Raw genomic sequence first — 23,979 nt, forward strand, 5'->3', positions numbered from 1 at the left:
GTTAAAGCGATAATTTAAGACCGATGTTAAAAAACTTGTTCTGCGGATATTGTAAGCCATTGTCGTCGGCAATTTCAGGATCTACACCATAATCTTTAAGGTTATCTATCGAGAACAGGTTGTATCCGTTTACATATACCCTTGCATTCTGGATCTTAATTTTTTCTGCCCATCTTTTTGGCAAGGTATAGCCAATCTCTAGTGTACGCGCCCTCAGGTACCTCACGTTGTGTAACCAGAAAGTCGAATTTCTGGTATTGTTACTATGATCGCGGTCGTTAAAACGGATTGCGGGATATTTACCGGCCACCCATGGGCTGTTCAGGTTAAAAGGATCGGTACGGTGCCAGCTGTCATCAGCAAAATTCTGCAGTAAAGCACCTCCGTTCTGGAATGCCCAGCGCTGCTCCCAGTTCTGGTTCCATGAATACATCGCTCCGCCAGAAAAATCGGCGGTAAAATCGAAGTTTTTATAAGAACCACCAATGGTAAATCCAAAGCCTACATTTGGTTGCCCTGTTGTGGTATAACCTATTGGTCTTTCGTCCAAACCGTCGATAATACCATCACCATTCTGATCTTTGTAAATTAAATCGCCGGGCAATAAAGAGCGGTTGCCTTTCCCGTCAATATTCACTTTATAGTTATTAATCTCCTCGATACTCTGAAACTGACCGGTTACTTCGTAGCCCCAAAAAATATCGGCATATCTATTGGTACCATTACTTCTGTAATTCTCCCACGAGTTGCCAAAACGTGGCTTATATTTTTCTAAAAGTTTCTTTCTGCTAATGGAAATGTTTCCCCCCACATTATAGTTAAACTCGCCGATTTTATCCCGGTAGTTTAAAGAAAACTCCCCACCAAACTGTGCATCGCTCTCCAGATTTTCAACATTTAAAGGGTATCCCAGTTCGATCGGAACAATTACGTCGTTTTTAATGGCCGGTAAGCCAGACCGTTTTCTATAAAAATAATCTGCTGTTCCGGAAAGTTTACCGCCGAACATCGAAAAATCAAGGCCTATATCTGTGATTTTGCTTTTAAACCAGCTTAGGTTATTGATAATAGGGCCTTTATCTCTTGATGTGGTAATATTTTTTCCATCTAATATCACACTGCCCTGATTGTAATTATAACCTGGGATATAAGCAAACGGATCGATACCCACATCATCATCTCCAAGCTGCCCGTAAGAAGCACGAAGCTTTAAATCGTTTAAAACATTACTTTCGCCCAAAAGCGATTTCATAAATTTTTCTTGCGTAATTCTCCATCCAATAGATGCCGAAGGGAAATAACCCACACGTCTGTCTGGCGCAAACTTCCATGAGGCATCTCTGCGACCAGAAAGCTCCAGATAATATTTATTGTCGTAATTGTAATTTACCCTGCCCACATAACCAATACGGGCCTGCTCTTCCTGTATGTCGGCAAAATCCTGTCCATCCATATCTGCAAACTGCAGCACGGGCAAAATATTCGTTTGTGGTACAGCGTGTTGAAAGGTATAGGTTCTAAAACGGTCTAAACGCTCGGCCACCAATACGGCACCTACGGTATGTTTGCCAAAGGTACGGTTATAATTGGCCTGGAGCTGATAGGTATTGGTGTATACTTTTTCGTTTCTACGCTCCCTGTAAGGATTTGAACTGCCTACTTTTTCTTCATAAATGCCTGTTTCCGGATGATAGGTATATACATTATAGGTATACTCGTGCCCGTTGATGACGTTATCGGCGATATAATAAGAATACAAACCTTTTATTTCCAAACCTTTTATAGGTGTTTCGTAAGATGCCGATAAATTGGTTTGCAAAACCCTCCAGTCTGATTTCCAGTATCCGGTTAAAGCTTTACTCTGCACAGCAAACTGCTCGGTATTGTGCCCAATATCGTTCGGATAATTTGGATTGCCATTGGCATAAGCCTGTTCAGTTGGCCTGTTTCTCAATAGGGCAAAACGGGCAGCCCAGTAATCATCTCCACCTGGTACACCTGGCTGATCGCGACTTTCGATACGACCATTAATCAGCATGCCCACCTTAAAACGGTCGGTTATTTTAGCTTCGATATTACTTTGGATATTGGTCCGGTTGAAATCGAATTCGCGCGCGGTACCGTATACCCCTTTCTGATCTAAACGGGTAGCAGAAAAGTAATAGTTTACCCGGTCGCTTCCGCCCGAGGCGCTTAAATTTACAGAAGTTTGCGGTGCATTTGGCGCAATGATAATATCTTTCCAGTTCTGGCTCTGATAGCCATATTCTGTACCCGCTTTCCATTTATCCAATTCGGCCTGTGTAATATCCGTTCTTCCATTCTGGTTCATTTCTGCAGTAGCTTTACCTAACATCCATTGGTAAGCATCAGTTGTTTCTGGAAAGCGTACCCAGTTCTGCCAGCCGGTATAAGCATCAACACTAAAGGTATTGCGGGTACTATTTTTACCCCTTTTAGTGGTCACCAAAATTACACCGTTTGATGCCCTGCTACCATAAATAGCTGCCGATGCATCTTTAAGCACACTGATACTTTCGATATCGTTAGGTGAGATATTATTAAATTGCCCGGCATCTTGCTGAATACCATCGATAACATAAAGCGGATTGCCCATGTTACGGATCTGAATATTGGCACTGGAGCCTGGTCTTCCGTCAGGCATCCGGAAAGATACACCGGGTAACTTTCCGGCTAAACCGGTACTCACGGTAGAACCCCCGTGCACTTTTTCAAGATCTTTACTGCTGATTGATGAAATGGCCCCTGTTATGGCCTCCTTTTTCTGCGTATTGTACCCTACTACAACAACTTCTGACAAATCGTTATCAGATGGCTTGAGTTTAACATTGATTTGCGTACGGCCGGCCAACGCAACTTCCTGGTTAATGTAGCCCACATAAATAAAAATCAGCGCAGCATTTTTATCGCTTACCTGAATTCTGAATTTTCCATTGCCATCTGTTGTTACTCCGGTGTTGGTACCTTTAACTTTAACACTGGCGCCAACAACTGTTTCTCCTTTTTCGTCCGTTACTGTTCCGGTAATAGCCGTTTGCTCCTGGGCACGGAGTTGAAAGGAAAGTAAGATCAGGGTGATGGAAGTAAAAATAACGGAGAGGACTTTACGTTTCAAAAACATTTTTTGAAGCAAGTACCAATCCACGCGTACAAAGCCGTCATAAGAGAATAAACTTCTTTTCATATTGGGTTAGGGATTTGGTTAGTTAAAGAGGTAAATGGATTTAGTTCTATTTAATTCTTATCCAAAGATTCGGTTTTTAGCTTTTCGGAGGGATACGCATTTGTATCAATCTTTCTTCATTTTGTCTCGATTTGTAATTGAGGAGTTAGTTTTGCCACGGAGGCACAGAAACACGGAAAATGCTGCTCTGCGAGGAATCGTCATTGCGAGAAGGCTTTTTCAGCCGACGAAGCAATCTTTATAGCAAGGATCATCAGCAGGATAGATTGCTTCCCCGAAAAACGGGGCGGGCTGTCGTTCCTTTCCGAAAAACCGGAATAAACTCTTGCAATGACGACATGTTTTGGAATCTGTCAATGGTAATTCTTCTCAGGATCTTAATCGTAACAGTTTTTTTGGAAACGGGGGCTTGGCTCATTTCGGTTACAGCAGTCCTGCTATTCCTACAAGTCCTCGCCCGATAGAAAAAATCGGGATCCGGGCTTTTCGTACGATCAGGTTTATTAACATAGGCTTATAGTGCTATTGAAATCAGATTCCACAGATTTTTTACGCCGGGTTTTGCGTTAGGGATTATAAGGGTTCAGTCCGATCCTTCATCGGTACCGGAGCGAAGCGAAGCCCTGCAAAGCCCGACCTTTGCACAACTTAGTATCTTAATAGAACACTTTAGCATGATAGATAATGACTATGTAGTAGCTATAAGGCAATTGAAAACAACATTGCTACTTGTAAAAAAATTTTACTACGGCAAATCTGAGAAAAGTGAAATGATTTTTATGCTATCAACCCTTTATCCTTAAGAAACTTTTGCAATAGGAAGAAGTATTCTAATCTCTGCTTATTATGTTCATCAATTTCAGCATTGCTATATTCAAAAGGAATGTACAGGTCAGAGAAAGCTTTCTTTTTGCTTATTGGTTCGGTAGTATAATCAAGATCTTTCACCTCAATATCTACGTGTTCGCCTGTCTTAATTTTCTCTATTATCCATGTCGAACATATGTCATTGCGGTCAAGGTGACTTAATTCAATTTCAAACTTCCCCATTCCATAATGGATTAAAAATGCTCAGGACCAGTATCTGGGCTTAAAGCAATTACATTCTTTTTGCCTCTAAAAATAATTTCTAATGCTTTCATTTCAATAATCCTTCAGCTAATAAGTCATTTTTCATAGATAAGTATATATTTAGTAAACTTTGGTAATCACGCGCTTCCTTAAAATACGGCTCAACGCTTTCCTTAATACTTTCAGATGCAACAATCCGTATGGAATCATTAATATCTAACGGAATATTTAGCCATTCTACCCTTGTAAATTTATCATCATCAAAACCAGTTACCTGAAGGCTATCGGTTGAACAGCTAACAATGATAGTTCCATTGTTTACGCCTATAGCGATTTTTTTTCATTACAAAAAATTTCGAAGCCCCTCATACTAAAGCTAAATTGTTGGTTTAATTAACTGTTAAATACTATATTGTCTTCATTATTCAGAAACTGTATTATTTTTACCAAACTTACGTGGATAATACGACAGACTTAACATAAAATATTGTTGAAGTACATTATTAAATCCAAATGTACTGATGTTCCTATTCGTGGTGTTTATGACCGCTTTGTTCTGCTTCAACAGATCTAATGCAGAAAGCTTTATCTCAGCTTGATTCCCTTGTAAAAACCGATAAGCTAAACTGGCGTTCCAAATGGTATAATTAATTGTAGCTTGGTTTAAAGCCTTGTTCGCATTGATATTTATATTAGAACTCCAGGTTAGATTCTTAGGAAACTGTAAGGTTCCACTGAAGCGGGTATAATTATTTTGTCCTCTATATTGATCGTTAAAAGACGTCTGTGAATTTTTATAAAAACCAAACCCTTGCTTAGCATTTACATTAACTATATCAGAAAAGCTATACGTTAACTCAATATCAAAATCATTAGTGTTATTTCTTGACATTACTAAGTAAGAATTTAAATATTGTGGAATTAGATAAGCATAGTGATCATACCATATGTTAAAACGAAAAGTATGATTTTTATTTGGACTGTAAGCTTTTCTGTAGAAGCCTCCAAAATGCCAATATCTGCTTCCGTTTAGATTTATACTCGAATTTATTCTCCTTCCCAACTCATCATAATTCGTACTGTCTGCTATCTTGTTTTTCGTAAAATTACCATCAATGTTTATATTAATCTGATATGGGTTTTTGGGCAATCTACTTTCAAAATTGAGTTTGAGGGAAACAGTAGTTGTATACTCCGGTTTAATATTGAGGTTACCCTTTGGTATATACCAAACTCTCGCACTGTCAACTAATGGTGCAATATCTTCTAATGTCGGATATTTAACCTGGGTAATAAAATCTAAACTACTACCGACTTCAAAATCCCCATATTGATGATTATTATATTTAATGAATGCATTGGGGATGAATTTATGATATTGATAGTTGAAGTTTTGCTTAAGTTGGCTAGAACGATTCGACATGCTGAAATACTGAATTGTTGGCGTAATCGCGAAATCAAACCTTTCACTGTACCGATTCGTAAGTCCCTTTATAATGCTTTTTTTAATACTCAGTCTAGGTTGTATATCCTGAATATTTTCTATTCTCGAATTAGTTAAAATCTCGTTATTGTTCAATTTAAAAGTGGCAGGATCAATATCAAAAACATTTTCAATAATGTCACCTTGATTAAATGTTAGATTACTTCCTAATTCCAAATTGAGACCTCCAAGATCCCTTGTTCCAAATAAGAGTTCTTTTAAAAGAGGATAATTAATATCTAGAAGATGTATGGTGCGATCATCATTTATCATATATCTCCTATCATAAAATTTATTTGCGCCGGGATCAAACCCAGAAACTAATGATGATTTATTATTTTTTTCTGCAACTGTTTGTTGGTAATCAAGCTTGTAGTTCAAAGAATAATTAGAAAAAGGCCGGCGTACCCACTTTCCGGTAACCTCATCATCCTCTCTCTGTCTTTGATAGTTAAATTTTGCATCTAATACGAAACGCTTGTAATTGCTTTGACTAGTATTCATTGCATTACTTGTGCTTAACTTTCCAGCAGTCCCGGTACGGTATTGCTCGCCAGTACTTTCACCAGAATAACTATTTTCATTAATAGTTGCGTCAGCCGAAATGGCGAAATTGAAATTTTCATTCTGCTGAGTATATTTTAAACTGAAGTTATTGTTTGCATTTATGTTGACACTTTGATTCGAAGTATTACTACTTAGAATACTGTCAGTTTTAAGGATAGTATTTATAAATCTTAAACCATTTATAACCTCATTATTCCGCTTCATGAAATAATCAGCAATAAACCTCCTACTCTTCTTGTTTTTTAAATCTGGGAGAAAATCATATTGGAATTTTGCGCCCGCGGTTGTACTGGTATTAACGCCGGCTCTTCTGAAATCAGGTTGATAATCTAAAGTATTACCTTCCCCTTTAAAACTGTTATTGCGTATCAGAGTTGTTATATTATTAGCTAACTTGTTTATATTATTAAAAGCACCGACCGTGCTTAACTGTAACGTTTTGGTGAATCCATTAAGCATGGCATCTGAGGAAAACCTATTTCCCGTACCATATCCAGCTCCAATTTTCCCAAAAAATCCAATCTTTTTATCGTCCTTTAGTTTAAGATTAGCACTTAATGTTGAATCTAACGGGTTAACATCATTCCTTTGACGATAGATCTGGACCTTATCAAGGATTTCTTTTGGTAAATTTTGCGTTGCCGTCGTAAAGTCACCTCCTCCCATAAAAGGTTTACCATCAACTAAAAGTGAACTAATTTTCTTACCGTTAAAAGTAATATCACCATCACCCCAAATGACGATACCAGGGAGTATCCTCATCAAATCTTCAGCAGTAGCGTTTACATCCATTTTGAATGCACGGGGATTAAATTCAAGGGTATCACCGTTCATTCTCACAGGTGCGACGCTCGTAATCCTAATTTCCTCAAGTGTATTTTCTTTTTCAGTATTCTGCTGCATCAGGATCCAGTTGAAGTCTAACGTATGTTTAGCCTCAGTTAATGTGAAAATCCTTTGAACCGGAGTGAAACCAATATGAGTAATTAATAATTTGATCGGCGTATTTAATGGAAGTTTATTAATAACAAATTCTCCTAACTCATTAGGAAGACGAAAACTAAGCAGCTTTGAATCTAGATTACTATATACTGAAACTGTTGCTGTTGTCAATACATTTCTATAGGTACTGTCTTTCACTTTTCCATGTATAGCTCCTTGAATGATATTTTGGTTAGTTTTGGAAATTCCCGTTTTTACGTCTTTGGGCACACCCATATTATTCAAAACAGGACTAAGCATGATATCAAGTTTATTGTTCCTGTTTTCTAAGCTCAATTCGAATTTTATCTTTTGTAGTTTATATCTTTCAATGTCAACAATTAAAAATAGCGGTTTAGAAACAGGCAGATTTTGTACGGAATAGTGTCCCGTCGAATTGATCTGTACACGTTTTATTAACTTGCCACTTATAGTGTTATATACGCTAATTTCCCCTTTTTCTAAGGCATTTTTCGATATACTGTCTACGACGAAACCGGCGATGCTTCCGTTAGCCGTTGATAGTTTTTTGTCTTGCGGATGCGTCTGCCCATAAAGGAATGCCGCCCAAAAAACGAATATTAACAATAATTGAATTTTTCGAAAAATCATTCCTTAATTATTTATTACCCTTGCCTGTCAACATCAGATAAAAAGTCAGTATTTCAATATTAACCCGACTTTTAAGATATCACTGGTGTTGTTTTAGCATCTTTATTGTATTTTGTTTGATCTTAGCCACACTATGTGAGGGAATCTTTACAGGCATTGACAGTATATTGTTTCCAAGCTCGAAAAGATGAACTGTATCCCTATTTAAGGCATACAACTGTAGCAAATCATACTTTGGTTGAAATCTATTAGGTAAATAGTTTATCAAAAATCTTTGATTGATAATTGCTAGCTCGTATTTTTTTGCGGTACGGTAAGCATTCGTTAAAGCCTCAATTCCCTGACGGGTTATCAGAATCTTCTTTGCTTTTTCCAACGTTGCGATGGCATCAAAGATATTTGAGCTATCGGAGATTAATTGATTACCATACTCAATCAGGAATTTGCCGTCATTTTTAAGTAATGGGTGTATTCTTTTATATTCAACAAGATTTTTGGCCCCAAAACTATTGCGTAGGGAACTCCATTTTATGCTAGCACAATATATAAAGTATCCCTTACGGAAGGCACAACAACTAAAAACAATACAGATCAGAATTACAGCATTTTTGTAGTATATAGGTTGTTGTATTTTATTTTCGGTATGCTTAATATCAAATGAAAATGCCAATGCGATATAGGTGCCCACCATCATCATCATGATATTAACATGCAAAGGATAGGAGGTGAAGCCACTAATCAATATTGCGACAACGGTGCCTTTAATTGCAATCAACAAATCACTATTTTTTTGTGTTTTTAACCTGAAGAAACACACGAGTCCATAGCCGCATAAAGTAAATCCAACAAATCCAACTGTAATAAAAAGCTGTAAATATTCGTTAAAAATGATATAGCTCTCACTGGCACTTATAAAATATATTAAATCTGGCTTTGAGTGATTTGCAAAATAACCAGCTTGCCACTGTGGATAGTACCATGTAAACCTACCTATTCCCGTTCCAAGCCAAAAATTCTCACGAATGTGTTGAATCGTAATATCAAACCCCATAATTCTTCCAAATGAAGATAATTTCTTCAATCTAAACAGCCAAACACAAAATCCAATCAAACCAAATATATTAACCATGACGAGTGCCCGGAAGGTGGTTTTAGATATTCTTGCGAAGCTTGTTTTTATCTCATTGGCGTACTTCTGACCTAAAATGTAGAAAGATGTGCCTATCAAACAGACCGTTGCTGTTCTACTTTGGGTAAGGACGATTACATAGCATACAGCTACAAAGACAGATATGAAAATGCTCCATGAGCAAATAGCTGTGACATAAGTTTTTATTCCTAAAATTTTTGTGTTTTGAAATCTCAGGCATTTGAAATAAAAAACTGGCAGATTAGACACCAGATAAAACGCATAGACACCAGAATTTTTCATTGACCCTTTAATTGATAATCCTTGTTGATCTCCACCCGAGAAGGCTTGGTCTAACCCGAGATATAACTGAATTAAAAATAGTATTAGAAAACAGGCAACTATACTGTCTACAAAATGATTATGATTTAATAAGAAGATACAATAAGAAGCAAGACCAATAATAGTTAAATTAAAGAAATACTCATTACTGAAACTATAGTAGTCCGTGAAAATTGGTGCAGATAAAACTAAGGCAATAAAGATTAAGCCAGGGAATAAATTCCGCCTATATTGTTGCTTAGCAGTTAAGGCTAAAATCAGGGCTAAAATTAAAAAAGGCAAAAAAAACACTAGTAAGTATTGCTGATTGCTAAATGTTTCGTAGTTGAATGAAAATGTATTATAAAACATTAAGTAAATTATAAGCAACAAAAGACCCACACAGAAGATTGTGGAGATCGATTTTACGACAATTGACTTTAGATTTAATTTATTTATCATAGTGCAGCCGGTCATTACTCTTTTAATCTCATTCGAACTATAACCGGATTACTTTTGCGGTTTTGTGTTAAGAAATAATTTTGTAAGGCCACAGGATATAGGGCTTTTTTACTTTTTGTTGCTTCACGGGCTCCAAACATTTCTAATGATGAAAGATGGGTGTACAAATAATCATTTTTGAAATAAAAGCCCTCTGTTGAAATAGTCCCTTGCGAATGAAATGGTAAAAAATAGGTAGATGGGTCAGGGCTGACTTTTTCGAATGCGACAAGTCTGTTATCTTTAAATCTGTAGAAGAAATTTCTCGGAATCACAGCCCCATCTGCACCATATCTGCTGACAAGCCCGGTGTGCGTTTTAAAGATTAGTTTATTCTCATCGCAAATGATGTTTTCTAACCCCAAAACAGTCTGATCATTAAACCATTTGGTATGGATAGCACTATCAATTTTTTTCTTATCCTGAATGGCTAACAAGGAGTTTTGTATAGAAAATTTTGCAGGAAATATCACTTGAAATAATGGTATTGTATTTCCTGTCAATGAACTGACTTCATAAATCTTATTGGTCAAAGGTGTTGCAAAATAGAATTTACCAGACCGTGTTACTGGCAGATTAAAATGTCCTAGTTCCTTTGTAAGATAGAATAGTGCAAATGCATTCGAACTATCGTAGGGAACAGCAGAGCCAACTTTTTTATTATTCCTATATTGAGTGAAGTAATGCGTAGGAAATGTTTCTTTTTCAGAAAATTGATATCTAAGCCAAAAATTATTTTTGTCAATGAATAACCCATTACGGACAAAATCAATGTTAACATCATTAATGTTCGCTTTGGAAACGAACATTCCAACTAAACTATAGTTCTCAAATGCTAGCTTAGTTTTCTCAATATCTTGAAATACTACATCAATGGTATTTTTTTGTGAATTAAATATTGCCCCGGTAGGATACAATGTTCCCCTTTTTGAAACCTTATTTAAGAATTTCCCGGAAGGTGAAAAAAAGAGTATACTTTTGGTATCTCTATCTGTAATGACAAAACTAGAATCGGTTAGAATTAGATTCGAAATTTGACCAAATCGAGAAATCTTTGTGTTTTCAAGTGGGATGTATTCTAGTTTGGTTAGATATTCGGAAAATGCTCCGCCGTAAGACCTATCTAAATCAATTCTTAGTTTAGCTGGTTCCTGAGAGAATGAAGTCGAAAACCCTAAGCAGGCACAAAACAAGAAAAAGAAGCGTATAAGAATTTTCATTTTGTAGATTGCTATTTTGTAATTTCAGTTATCACTCTATTCTTTACAACAATATGTGTCGGATAGGACCAAAAGTCCTTGTACTTAACTGAATTTTTTATGTAGTTATCAGCAGTATCAATTAATATATTTGGATCATCAAAACTTATCCGCTTATCACGTAATCTATTTTTGAGTGTTTTGAGAGATTGTATCTTACAGAAAATAATTTTATAATTATTTGTCTTTAATAATGAATCAATTGAATTTTCCGCATCAGAAATGCATCCACTACAACCAGATCCTGGTAGTACCAAAACGTTTCCGCTTTCTATATCCGGAAATGTATTGATGATGAATTCATTAAGTTGATCATTTTTTCTCTGACAACTAAGAATCAGGATAAATGCAATTGAGAATATCAAATATTTTGTTTTCATGATTTCATCAGCTTAAATAATTTAAAAACAATTTTATCTTCGTCCTGTCCCTCAACCTCACTTTTTCTCAAAAACAATCCGTCCTTAACTAAGAAAAAGCCGGCGCCAGAAAGATAGTTTTCAGGTAATTTAGTCTCTCCAATCTTTTTCAAATTTTTATTGTAAATAATTAGGTAGGTGTCTCTCTTTTCATTTCCAGACGTTACAAAACGATAATATATTTCACGATATTTATCAAAAATGATTTCTCCATACCTCGGCTTATCCAGGTAATGTACTAAATCATCATATGATCCAATAGTTGATGGATTTGAGATTTTTTTCGGAACCATATCATTCTCACTACCTAATTCTTCACTGATTATGCCTGCTTTACTTTGCCTATTATTTTGTGTATCATACATTATAATCGAATCTTTCATCGCAAGACTGTATATTATCTTATGCTGCTTTGGTATGAAAGTGTGGTTCACAAAATACTGTTCATGATGCCAATACCTTTCCTCCCATACTTTATTGAACATTGGAATGAAATCTACCTTTTTAGTGTGCAGATCAAATGAGAATGCAGAAACAACCAATTTCGACTGAGGAGATGTTAATGCATTATGTAGCATAGCTCTTCCAGTCAAATAAATGATGCCATTTTCATAAATAATTGGGGTCTTGCTCGTCACTCTGATGTCAAGCTGTCCAATTTTGTTATTTTGAAGGCTATCAAGATTGAATAATAGGACAGGTCTAAAATTTTTTCTGCAACTGATAAGTTTCATATTTCTAGAATTCTCACTATAGATGAGTAAAGAATCATCATTGATGAAATGGAATCCCGATATTTTCGATGATGTTGAATCAAGCTTGAACAAGTCTAGTTCGTTGATTTTTTTTCCATTTACATCGTGTAAGTTTATAACTTGATTATCAAAGTTTAACATCGCAAGTCGGAGGGAGGAGTTCCGCCCAGAATCAAAGAATTGGATCATCCGCGTATCCGGCGGAGTTAGCGAATCTAGCGATATTATGAATTTTGAATTATCATCAAATGTTAAATGATATTCGTATCTTGTTTTCTTACATGATAAGAAAATAGATAACAAACATAGAGCAAAGAGTATTTTTTTATTGAACATTTTCTAATGACTATTTCTAACCAAACCTAAATTTGAATGGTGTTTTTAAATTTGAACTGGGTTTTAGGGTGTATGTAAGTTATCATAACTGGTTACAGTTCGGTTTTTGTATTAACTGATCCAATTTTAAACTTGTTTTATTCTAATTATTGAAGAGAATAAGGCAGGTATAGAATGACTAGCTCCAATTTATGTTAAATATTATCAATTGATTGGTTTATGGTCAGAGCATACAAGTAATCATAAACCATCTGCCGAACCTATGGGCAGATGGTCTAAAAATCATTTAAGACTTGCAGTTTTTACTATCCCAAAAACCAGCAACATCACAAGATTCCACCTTCTTTTTACATTTTGGAGTAGTACAGTCACGATAATTACAATGTCTTGAATTTCCTTCAATACATTTTGCATGAACACAATCTACTTCCTCCTCTGAACTGCTTGTAAATGCACTTAAACCAGTAATCAATGCGATTGCTACTACAGGCAAAAACGACCATTTTAATTTTTGTTTTAACATAATTTGATTTTTTTAAGTAAATAAATAATGAATTTGTAGTCAGAAGATTCTCTCTTACAAAACTCCACTAAAATAAAAACCTTCAATGCAAGCAGCCTGCAGTAAAGAAAGTTTTATTTTTTATATTATTTAATTTCCATAAACTCAAAGCAAAACTTGCCAGCGCAACTGTAATAATAACTCTTTCTGGTTCTGCAATATTTTATTGGTGCTCCACGCTTTTTTAGAATAGTGATGTAATTATATATTGATCTTTCTGACAAATGAAGTTTTTCTGCTAAAACCTGAGGATGGCCTGTAGATTTCATACGGATTAAAGAATCAATCCTTTCAAGTTGATATAAAAAGTCGTCTTTCATGCGAGAATGTTAATTTGATTGTGGTTTATAAATATATTATGTTGTTAAAATTTTTCACTCATATTTTTGGTTGCAATGGCCTGCTCCAGATCTTTTAGTATTCGGGGCCGGTTATCTTCAATGTCTTTCTTATCAAAAACATTTTTCTGCGTATTATTGAGGGCCAAACGCTCTTGGGCTATTAGCAATTTAAGCTCGTATTCCTGAATTTCTTTAAAGACCTTAACACTATCTAAACCTTTCGATAATCCATATTTCTGAAGACTTTGCCAATCTGCTTTAGATTTATCCATTACTTGATTTTGGGCCTTAACAAATAAATACCTTTCAATTTTTTCAATCCCCAGTATATTCAAAATGCGCTCAAATTCAGTTTTTTTAAAATAGGCATTATCATATTGATGGCTAACTTTATTAAATAACTTGATGATCTGAACCTTATTAAACTGACTGATCAGGCTATCTATTTGGTCATCACGGAGATCCAGCTCTTTACGAAACATAAAAACATTCACAAAGGGCGACCATTTTGGCAGTCTGTTTCTATAGGCATCTAACTTCAAAAGTATTAATGGTCTTATCGTTAAAATACTGTCTCTAATTAAGCCGGCATACTCTGGTTTACTTTTAACTGCTCTTTCTAATGCACTTGCTTTATTTATTTCATACCTAAAATTTTGCAAATACAGTTTCGCACTATCTGTATTTTGGACCAGGCCAGATTCTTTTAATAATTGCCAGTTAAGTTTGGTCCAATAAGATGCTTCAGCCATGCGAACAATCTGACCCCACTCTTGATATTGCCTGGGATTAAGGATGCCAACCAATTGCTCTTTTATAAATTTATTGGTATCAGGATTTGAAACCGTCTTTAAAGAATCCAATCTCATGACTTGAGTTTTCAAATCAGCAATCTGTTCCTTTGTAAGGTTAAGCTGCTGTTCATACCTAAATAAGATTGTAAGCTTGGATGGTACCTGCCCCATAAGCAATGTGGGAAATAATAATAGCCACCACATCAAAATCCGGACAATGATTCTCTTATTCATAAAATTAGATTTCGCTAGCTTTTATAAGTTGATTTTACATTACAGCCATTGTCTTTTTCCATCATCAGTAATTATAAAGGGCCTTTCTTTCCCCTGGGAATATTCAGGAACCAGTAGGAAAAGCGCATTTTTAGGAGCGTCTTCAAATGATAAAATATGTGCATCTGAAGCTGCAATTTGTTCATCTACCAATTCCCAGTCGTTATCCCAATAATATAGCCGGTAGCTTTTACCAGGCCTGAAGATTAGATACTTAGCTTGTTCGTTAATTGTTATTGTTCTTTTGTTCACTGTATCGGGAATCAAAGTCACTTCTTGATTAAAGCCTTGAACAACAGGATAACCAGCAGGAACAATATCGTTATTAATATAGTAAGCAGGAAGGTATACGGCGCCTTTGCCCATTGCACTAAAATTTACAGAATCTTTTTTAATCTTCCCCCACCACGTAGGTGTCCAGTTACCGCCATTGTAAACACAGGCATATGCCACCTTAGGACTATTTTGTGATGGAAATAACTTGCATTTTATATCAGCTGTCTCCCACAATTCTTTAGTGATATCTATGTAATTTTGGGTCTGCATGTAGCCCTCGGGGATATCCTCAATCTCTTCAAAACGAGCCAATGTACCGGGCTGTTTAGAATAAGTGGTTCTCAATACTTTAGCTGGCTCACGGTACAGTTTATTATCTACAGCCATCGGACTGGTCACATCCAAAGGAATGGTTCGCATCTGCTCATCGAAAGCACTATTCAAAAAATGCCGTCCAGTTGAAGTAGCCCAATCAGAAATAAAATTCATGGAAGAAGGCAATCCCTGGGAACGAAGGATAAAAACCTGGAGATCTACAATATCCTCGCAAGCCCCCTTTTTCCTAAACAGTAATTGCATAGGTCCAAGCCTAGGCAAAGGCTCAAAGCGCTGTTCTTTGCCATAAGTATCGGTAAACCAGTTGGCATAGTCAGCAGCAACATAGGATAAGACCTTATTAATTCCGAGCACTTTAACACTATCATCTACCCATTTATACTTTTCCTGATACTTGAAGCGCCAGTCTTGTAAAGGCTCAACACTTGTGCGGTATGGCAAAATGTATTCGCAAAAATCGGCAAAAGGTATATTTTTTGCAATCGAACTGCGCCAGGCCCGAAAAGATCTTTCAATGTTATCGATTAAATAATCTGCTTTGATATGATGAATATCGGGTAATACAACCTGTTTAACATTAATATCGGGTGTTTTATGCTTAATGTCTTCCAACGCCTGCACCGCTTTATCATAATTAGGATAGGCAAATTCATTGTACTCAATTTTTTTATCGGCACCATCGGTGAGGCAATAATCAATGGAATAATGGATATCCATATTTGCTATTAAAAAGTAAGCAGCTTTTAGTTTTAATGGATCCCTATTTTTTTTACAGTGAGTGATCACTTTCTCCAGTTCGATCCTATTTTTACCAGCTTTCTTTAAAACAGCTTCCACTTCAGCAGGATATGACTTGCTCGATTGAGAAAAACTTAATAAAGGTGTTAGTAAAAAGATAAAAAATAATTGTTTTCCCATTTGTCTGATAATTGTATATGACAGGTATAATTTGTAATTAACAGATACACCTATTATATTGTACAAGACACAATTGGGATGGTTACATACTCTGATATTTTTATAAATTTAACATGAGATTGTAGTGCTATTAGATCAAACCTCATTTTTTTACGCCGGGTTTTGCGTTAGGGATTGTAAGGGTTCAGTACCGATCCTTCATCGGTACCGGAGCGAAGCGCAGCCCTGAAAAGCCCGACCTTTGCGCAGCTTAGGTAACGCCCTGATCAGTTGACAGTTTACGATTTATAATTTTCAGGTTTTATCGACACCGCTAACCGCATCACTTATATATATGACACATTACTTAGATGGTCTTTATTTTTTTTGGAAACGGGGGCTTGGCTCATTTCGGTTACAGCAGTCCTGCTATTCCTACAAGTCCTCTCCCGATAGAAAAAATCGGGATCCGGGCTTTTCGTACGATCAGGTTTATTTAACATGAGCCTGTTGTACTATTAAGCCCTACCTTCGCAGCTTAGGTAACGCCCTGATCAGTTAGTAGTTGACAATTATCAGTTTACAGTTGGTGATTTATAGTTCTCAGGTCTATAAAACTGAGTTTCTTAAACAGAATCTGTCTCAATCTTTCTACTTATCTGCTCAAATTTAAATTAGCCTGAAAGCAAAGCATTTCTTTAATATATTTGATGCAGCTGACCAAAATATCTTGAAAAAACTCTTTATCCTTTTATGTTTGTTGTTTTCGGTCCACCTGCTTTGGGCACAGCCTTATTATTTTAGGCATTATCAGGTAGAAAACGGGCTTTCTAACAATACGGCATTTTGTAGTGTGCAGGATGGAAACGGTTTTATGTGGTTTGGTACAAAAGATGGTTTAAACCGCTTTGATGGCTATTCTTTTAAAACCTATCGCCACGATCCGGATCAGGCGGGCAGTTTAGGTAACGATTTAATTTATGCGCTCCACCACGATCAGGAACAAAACCTTTGGGTAGGTACCAACAGCGGTGTATACCAGTACAATCCTGCAAAAGAAAGCTTTGCCATTATTAAAGAAACCAAAGGGATGCGGATTATCGACCTGGCCAGCGACCAGCGTGGAAATTTATGGATCTTATCTTCATTCAAAATATATTTATATCAAAAGCGAACTAAGAAAATACAGGCTTTTACCCATAATGCACCTTTCGATGCATCTTTGGTAACTGTTTTAAAAGATGGTAGTGTATGGATCAGTACTGGAAAGGGAACGCTGGAAAAATATAATCCCAAAGCAAATCATTTTGAGCAATTTAATATTAATGGCAAAAACGCCAAAACCGAATATGGCTGGGTATCGAGAATTGCAGAAACCGAAAGCGGTAATTTATTGGTCGGTACTACCAATCAGGGCGTTAAACTCTTTAATCCGGTTACTTTAGCATCAAAAAATATAATCAGGTTAAACGACGACCAAACACCAATTTTTGTTCGGGATATCAAAAAAACAGGGCCTCATGAATTTTGGATTGCCACCGAATCGGGCATTTACATTTATAATGATGAAAACGGCGCAATTATCCACATCAAAAAACAATATAACAATGATTATTCTTTAAGCGATAATGCGGTTTATACCATTTGCCTTGATCGTGAAGGTGGGGTTTGGACGGGCACCTATTTTGGAGGTGTAAATTACTATTCGAGCCATACTTCACTGTTTACCAAATACTTTCCTCAAAAAGGTACAAATTCGATTAGTGGAAGTGATGTAAGGGAAATTACCAGAGATGGTAACGGAAATTTCTGGATCGGTACGGAAGATGCGGGACTGAACAAACTCGACGTAAAAACAGGCGTTTTTAAACACTTTCTACCCGACGGAAAACCGGGAAGCATTGCCTATTCCAATATACACGGTTTATTGGTTGATGGCGACAAACTCTGGGTTGGCACTTTCGAACATGGACTGGACGTTTTAGACCTGAAAACAGAAAAGGTAATTAAACATTACCAGGCAGGTGTTGGAAATGCTTTACGCACCAACTTTATTGTTACTTTTTGTAAAACCCGATCGGGTGAAATTTTAGTTGGAACCATTAATGGGATTTACCGTTATAACCGCAAAAAAGATGATTTCGACCCTGTTGCAGGCCTCCCCTTTATTTTTTACGATTCGGTTATGGAAGATAGTAAGAGCAATATCTGGGCAGGGAGCTTTAACGATGGTTTATTTCAGTTTAACTTATCTAAACCAGGTTATGTAAATTACCGTAATATTCTAACGGATGCAAAAAGTTTAAGCCACAACACTGTAAACAGCATTTTTGAAGATAGCAAACAGCATATTTGGGTAACCACTGATGGCGGCGGACTTTGCAGCTTTGATCAGAAAACACATCAATTTAAGCGTTACGGCATAAAAAACGGCTTTCCCAGCAATTACCTTTTCCGTATTGAAGAAGATGCGGCCAATAAGTTCTGGATTAGCAGTACCAGGGGCCTTATCCATTTTGATCCCGCCACAGGTTTAAGCAAAACCTATACTAAAGCCAACGGATTACTTACCGATCAGTTTAATTACAGTTCTGCCTATCAGGATGAGGATGGCCGAACCTATTTTGGGAGCGTAAAAGGGTTGGTAAGCTTTAATCCGGCCAACTTAAAGGCAACTAACTACGAGGCTCCCGTATTTTTAACCGGATTTCAGATCAATAGTTTAGAAATGGGTTTAAACGGCGCCGATTCTGTAGCTAATAAATCGATCGTTTATGCCGATACCATCGAACTTAACTACAACCAATCCTCTTTTAGTATCGATTTTGCTGCCTTAAGCTATCTATCGCCCGAAATGACAGAGTATGCTTATAAAATGACGGGGCTTTATAAAAACTGGGAATACTTAAAAACCAACAGGAAGGTTTATTTTACCAAACTTGCTCCGGGCAATTATACTTTTGAGGTAAAAGCTTTGGTAGAAGGAAGCAGCAACTGGAGCAGCAAAAATGTTAAACTGCTGATCAAAATACATCCCCCTTTTTACCTCAGTCCCTTGGCTTATCTGCTTTATTTAATTGCTGCAGTAGGAATTGTTTTCTTTTTGGTGCGAAGGTATCACCGAAAAATTGCGTTAAAAAACAGCAGGAGGATGGAAGTTTTTGAGCATGAAAAACAAAAAGAAATTTACCAGGCGAAGATCGAATTTTTTACCAATGTTGCCCATGAAATCAGAACACCGCTCACCTTGATTATCGGGCCGATGGAGAAACTGCTTAAACAGGCCGATGCCGTACCTGCAATAGAAAAGAATTTACGGATTATGGGGCGAAACACCGATAGATTGCTCAAACTAACCAACCAGTTATTGGATTTCAGAAAAACCGAAACCAGCGAGTTTTCGTTAAACTTTGTAAAAGCCGATATTTCTGAAATATTAAAAGATGTATTTCTTCAGTTCCAGCCTGCTGCAGAGCAGCAAGATATTACCTATACACTCCATTTACCTGAGAAAAAACTCCATGCTTATATCGATGTGGAGGCTTTTTACAAAATGATCAGCAATTTGGTAGACAACGCCATTAAATACGGGAAAACCACCGTACAGATTCACTTATCATTGCAGGAAGGTGATCAGTTTGCCGTAACAGTAAAAAATGATGGGAACAGGATCCCCGTAGAAATTAAGGACAAGATATTTGAACCTTTTTTTAGGGGCAAAGAAACAGAAATAAAGGCAGGAACCGGAATAGGTTTATCGATTTCGAAATCGCTTGCGCAACTGCATAGCGGGGAGCTTTATTTAGATTTTAGTGATCATGATTTTAATATATTTGTATTAGAACTGCCTATCCATCAACTTATAGAATTTAACCTGAACGGAAAATGGAAAAAATTGTAGGCACGTTTACCATCAAAGATACTGAAGATATGGAAAGGTCTGTAGTGTTATTGGTTGATGACAACAAAGATATCCTTGATTTCATTTCAGATGATCTGGAAGAAAAATACCATGTTTTACAGGCCAGAAATGGTATAGAAGCCTTAGAAATATTGCAACGCGAAATTGTTCAACTCATTATTAGCGACGTAATGATGCCTGAAATGGACGGTTTCGAATTTTGTGCAAAAGTTAAATCTACCCTGGAGTTCAGCCACATCCCCGTTATCCTGCTTACCGCAAAAAATTCGTTGCAATCTAAAATTGAAGGTTTAGAACTGGGTGCCGATGCCTATGTAGAAAAACCCTTTTCGCCCGAATTTCTCCAGGTACAGATTTCCAGCCTGATAAAAAACAGGAACAAGATTAAGGAGTATTTCTCCAATTCTCCCCTCGTTCACCTTAAAAGCATTGCCTATTCTAAGGCAGATGAGTTGTTTTTGGAGAAATTACAGAATACCATTAATAAAAACATCAGCGATCAGGATCTGGATGTAGAACACCTGGCAGAAAAGATGAACATGAGCCGGCCAACTTTATACCGGAAAATCAAATCTATCTCTAACCTGAGCCCGAATGAACTGATTAATTTAACCAGACTAAAAAAAGCTGCTGAACTTTTAAATGAAGGGGTATTAAAAATCTATGAAATCTCAGAAATGGTTGGGTATAGCTCTCAATCGCACTTTGGAAGAAACTTTGCCAAGCAGTTCGGCATGTCGCCAACCGACTATGTAAACAGTAAAAATACAGATAAAAAAAAGCCTTAAAATCAAACAGTTAACTTTGTTATTCTCTTATTTATTTTGTAAATTGTTCTAACCAAAATATAGAAGTTATGAACATGCTTAAGAAAATCCAAAACTGGGGCGATCACCATCACCCAAAATGGTTAGACTATTTTAGAATCTTATTAGGCCTCATTTTAATTTGGAAGGGCGTTGATTTTTATATCAACATGCAGGCGTTTAGCAACCTTATGCGAGGTGCCTTTTTAGGTACTGCCATCAGCATCAGTTTACTGGCACATTTAATTATCTTAATGCACATTATTGGCGGTATGGCCATTGCTTTGGGTACGTATACCCGCCTGTTCTGCCTTATTAATTTACCGATACTGATTGGGGCAGTATTTTTTGTGAATATTTCTGGTGGCATTTTTAAACCCTATTCAGAATTTTGGTTTTCGGTCTCCGTACTCATCGGACTCGTTTGTTTTGCAATCGAAGGAAATGGCGTATTATCGGTAGATCGGGAAAAAATTTACCCTGAAGAGGCGCTTTAGCGTAACCCCGAAAGCCAAAATTGCACCTAAAATGGCTATTATTGGCCATTTATTTGCTTTTTTTAAAGTTTTTACGCGTGCTAACTAAATGATTAGCAACGCTTAAAATATTTATGCAAATATTTGATTGGAAATCATTTGCAGATTTGCGCCAAGTTCGTACTTTTGCAGCGGAGAGCTGGCAGAGTGGTCGAATGCGGCAGTCTTGAAAACTGTTGACTGTAACAGGTCCGGGGGTTCGAATCCCTCGCTCTCCGCGAAAAAAAAAGCATCCCAAAAGGATGCTTTTTTTTTGCAGCAAACAAATAGATAAATAGCTGATATTCATTGAATTTTAAGTTAATTTTCCAACCATGATTTGGGCAAAATCACGAAAAGATTCGAACCTAGGGATTTCCAACCTTCAGAAAAAAAAATCAACACACTGTAAATCAAAATATTACAAAAAAAACCTTAACCCGAACATCTATCCCGATGCCTATTCCATTCAGTTTAATAGCGTCTTTTCATGCGTCTTTATACTTGCTTAACAACGCATTAAATAAAACGTACGAAAATATTTTTTACTTCGTCGGATAACACTACCCAACAGTAAAGACATGTATATGAGGATTTCGTGGTATTTCGGGGAAAATGGCGGCGCGTTTCTCTTTTAAACTGTCATCCTGATTATTCCGAACAAATTACACCACATTCCGAGGCATAGTGCAAACCCATTTCGTTCTGCCTTTAGCACTAACTATTTCTCATGGATTTGCACGTAAGTGCAATTCTGCCATTTTAAAATTCTTCTTCTGTCATTGCGTTATTTATGGCTACTCCTGCAATACTCCCTGCTGATACAGAATACGGCACTGAACGTAAAGGATTGGTATTGTCTCCGCAAGCGTATAAATTATCCACTGTTGTTTTCTGTAAAGCATCTACTTTAATAAGTCCTTGTTCTGTCAATTCACAGCCCAATGACTCAGGGATTTTACAGTGTTGTTCAAAAGGAGGTCTTGAATAGATAACATTTAATTGAAAAGTTGAATTGTCTGAGAAAACTATCTCTTGAACCACTCCGTCTTTGTGTTTCAATGAGTTAATTTCCTTTTCAACTATTGAAATATTGTGTCTTTTGACTTCATCGGTTTGCTCCTGTGTCAATTGAGATTTTCCATTGGTAAATATGGTTAAATCGTTTGTCCAGTTATTAATGAGTCGAGCCAAATGAAATGCACCATACCCATTTGCCAGAACCCCTGTTTTTTCATTCTTTACTTCATATCCGTGGCAATATGGGCAATGAAGAACTGAAATTCCCCAACATTCAGAAAACCCCTTAATGTTTAGCATTTTATCTTTTAATCCTGTTGCAAAAACGAGTTTTTTAGCCGAAAATATTTTTCCTGACTGAGTTGTGATCTCGAAACCTCTATCGGTTTTCGTTCCATTAACGGCAAGATCAGTTAAGAATTTTACGGTGTTGTATTTCAACACTTGTTTTTTTGCTTTTTCTGCAATAACGCCTGGTTCTTCTCCGTCTTGCGTAATAAAGTTGTGTGAATGAGGCGTTTGCCTGTTACAGGGCAAACCGCTGTCAATGATTAGAACATTTTTTAAAGCCCGTCCCAAAGACATCGCTGCCGAAAGTCCTGCGTAGCTTCCTCCAACTATAATTACATCAAAATTTTTGTTATCTGTCATGTCGTTAAAATTTGAAAAGGTTATTAATGGAAAAGGTAAAGCTAAAACTGACAAAGCAAGCCCCCTTTTTTAATTAGTTCTCGTCTTGATATTTTTTTTCTTCGACCATTTTTTGGATATATAAATATATTTTATTTTGCAGATCTTACACTTTTATGAATGGCATTTTCAAACATTGGATAGACGTAATTATTAAGAAATAGTACCATTCCTGCCATTTTTCCTACGATGTTTCGGAATTTTGGTTTTTTGGCGTTTATCACTTTAATAATTTTGTCAACTATTATAGAAGGATCGTCCCCCTCTGCCATACCATTCTTGATATACTTATTTACTTGCCCTTTATAGTTCTTGTATTCATCTATATTTCCATCAATAGCAATCATGTTTGTGCCAAGATTTGTTTTTGCCCACATTGGCTCTATCATACTAACCTTGATATTAAATTGGCTTACCTCAAAACGTAGTGTTTTAAAGTAACCTTCTAAGGCATGTTTAGATGCAGCATACATCGATTTCATAGGTATTGTTATAAGCCCCATCATTGAGCCAACGGTAATAATTTGGCCAAACTTTTGTTTTCTGAAATATGGCAATATGGCTTTTGTCAGATTTACTGTCCCCCAAAAGTTAGTTTCAAATTGAAGTTTCCCTTCTTCTGTTGATGTTTCCTCTGCTATTCCAGTGAGCATATAGCCCGCATTATTAACCAAAACATCTAATTGATTTACGGTTTCAAAAAGCTGCTTTGTAAATTCTTTTATAGAATTCTCGTCGGTAATATCCAAAGCCAATACTTTAAAGGGAACAGTGGCTTGCAGCTTTTCCGGATTACGACTTGTACCAATTACACGATAACCTTGTTGATGTAAATTGTTTGCTAACATCAAGCCAAAGCCTGAAGATGCACCTGTTATTAAAATTGTTTTTTTCATCTTACTTAATTT

The 23,979-nt window shown here is 36.5% G+C and carries 16 protein-coding genes and 1 tRNA gene; 4 read left to right on the top strand and 13 right to left on the bottom strand.

Translation table 11 applies throughout. The features are described 5' to 3' along the window. Position 1: 1 nt before the first annotated feature. From HDC90_RS00640 to HDC90_RS00690, 11 genes are all read right to left on the bottom strand, one after another. A complete protein-coding gene (locus tag HDC90_RS00640) occupies positions 2-3,205 on the bottom strand; it encodes a TonB-dependent receptor (RefSeq protein WP_255497427.1) in 3,204 nt (1,067 codons plus the stop codon). Positions 3,206-3,982: 777 nt separating this feature from the next. Further along, positions 3,983-4,255 (bottom strand): hypothetical protein, encoded by a 273-nt coding sequence (locus tag HDC90_RS00645; protein WP_184462813.1) that lies wholly within the window; start codon positions 4,253-4,255, stop codon positions 3,983-3,985. A gap of 442 nt (positions 4,256-4,697) precedes the next feature. Further along, entirely contained in the window at positions 4,698-7,919 is a 3,222-nt protein-coding gene (locus HDC90_RS00650; protein ID WP_184462815.1) for an outer membrane beta-barrel protein, read from the bottom strand. Between the two features lie 79 nt (positions 7,920-7,998). Continuing rightward, positions 7,999-9,741, bottom strand: coding sequence for an O-antigen ligase (locus HDC90_RS00655; RefSeq protein ID WP_184462817.1), 1,743 nt, complete (start codon positions 9,739-9,741; stop codon positions 7,999-8,001). Between the two features lie 104 nt (positions 9,742-9,845). Then, complete coding sequence (locus tag HDC90_RS00660; RefSeq protein ID WP_184462819.1) at positions 9,846-11,090, bottom strand: 6-bladed beta-propeller; 1,245 nt, start codon at positions 11,088-11,090, stop codon at positions 9,846-9,848. A gap of 11 nt (positions 11,091-11,101) precedes the next feature. After that, entirely contained in the window at positions 11,102-11,509 is a 408-nt protein-coding gene (locus HDC90_RS00665; protein WP_184462822.1) for a hypothetical protein, read from the bottom strand. After that, the gene (locus tag HDC90_RS00670) at positions 11,506-12,639 is read right to left on the bottom strand and encodes a DUF4221 family protein (protein WP_184462824.1); all 1,134 of its coding nucleotides are present in this window, start codon (positions 12,637-12,639) and stop codon (positions 11,506-11,508) included. The genes HDC90_RS00665 and HDC90_RS00670 overlap by 4 nt, the downstream gene beginning before the upstream one ends. 286 nt (positions 12,640-12,925) lie before the next feature. After that, a complete protein-coding gene (locus HDC90_RS00675) occupies positions 12,926-13,162 on the bottom strand; it encodes a hypothetical protein (protein WP_184462826.1) in 237 nt (78 codons plus the stop codon). 125 nt (positions 13,163-13,287) lie between these two features. Beyond that, positions 13,288-13,521: a helix-turn-helix domain-containing protein gene (locus HDC90_RS25635; protein ID WP_184462828.1), complete on the bottom strand. Its 234-nt coding sequence runs from the start codon at positions 13,519-13,521 to the stop codon at positions 13,288-13,290. Between the two features lie 44 nt (positions 13,522-13,565). Next, a complete protein-coding gene (locus HDC90_RS00685; protein ID WP_184462830.1) occupies positions 13,566-14,570 on the bottom strand; it encodes a hypothetical protein in 1,005 nt (334 codons plus the stop codon). A 39-nt stretch (positions 14,571-14,609) separates the two neighbouring features. Further along, positions 14,610-16,139 (bottom strand): transglutaminase domain-containing protein, encoded by a 1,530-nt coding sequence (locus HDC90_RS00690; protein ID WP_184462832.1) that lies wholly within the window; start codon positions 16,137-16,139, stop codon positions 14,610-14,612. Between the two features lie 709 nt (positions 16,140-16,848). Between HDC90_RS00690 and HDC90_RS00695 the strand changes: the two genes are divergently transcribed. The 4 genes from HDC90_RS00695 (at position 16,849) to HDC90_RS00710 (ending at position 21,600) form a co-directional block, all read left to right on the top strand. Beyond that, positions 16,849-20,019, top strand: coding sequence for a two-component regulator propeller domain-containing protein (locus HDC90_RS00695; protein ID WP_184462834.1), 3,171 nt, complete (start codon positions 16,849-16,851; stop codon positions 20,017-20,019). Continuing rightward, entirely contained in the window at positions 20,004-20,828 is an 825-nt protein-coding gene (locus HDC90_RS00700) for a response regulator (RefSeq protein WP_184462836.1), read from the top strand. The genes HDC90_RS00695 and HDC90_RS00700 overlap by 16 nt, the downstream gene beginning before the upstream one ends. Before the next feature lie 68 nt (positions 20,829-20,896). Continuing rightward, a complete protein-coding gene (locus HDC90_RS00705; RefSeq protein ID WP_184462838.1) occupies positions 20,897-21,343 on the top strand; it encodes a DoxX family protein in 447 nt (148 codons plus the stop codon). Positions 21,344-21,515: 172 nt separating this feature from the next. Beyond that, positions 21,516-21,600: transfer RNA gene (locus HDC90_RS00710), tRNA-Ser, on the top strand. A gap of 523 nt (positions 21,601-22,123) precedes the next feature. On the opposite strand, the gene HDC90_RS00715 is transcribed toward HDC90_RS00710, so the two are convergent. Both HDC90_RS00715 and HDC90_RS00720 read right to left on the bottom strand, forming a co-directional pair. Further along, on the bottom strand, positions 22,124-23,032 hold the full coding sequence (locus tag HDC90_RS00715) for an NAD(P)/FAD-dependent oxidoreductase (protein WP_184462840.1): 909 nt from the start codon (positions 23,030-23,032) through the stop codon (positions 22,124-22,126). A 131-nt stretch (positions 23,033-23,163) separates the two neighbouring features. Continuing rightward, a complete protein-coding gene (locus HDC90_RS00720; RefSeq protein ID WP_184462842.1) occupies positions 23,164-23,967 on the bottom strand; it encodes an SDR family oxidoreductase in 804 nt (267 codons plus the stop codon). Positions 23,968-23,979 lie beyond the last annotated feature (12 nt).

This window comes from Pedobacter sp. AK013 (assembly GCF_014205835.1).
Taxonomy (GTDB): Bacteria; Bacteroidota; Bacteroidia; order Sphingobacteriales; family Sphingobacteriaceae; genus Pedobacter.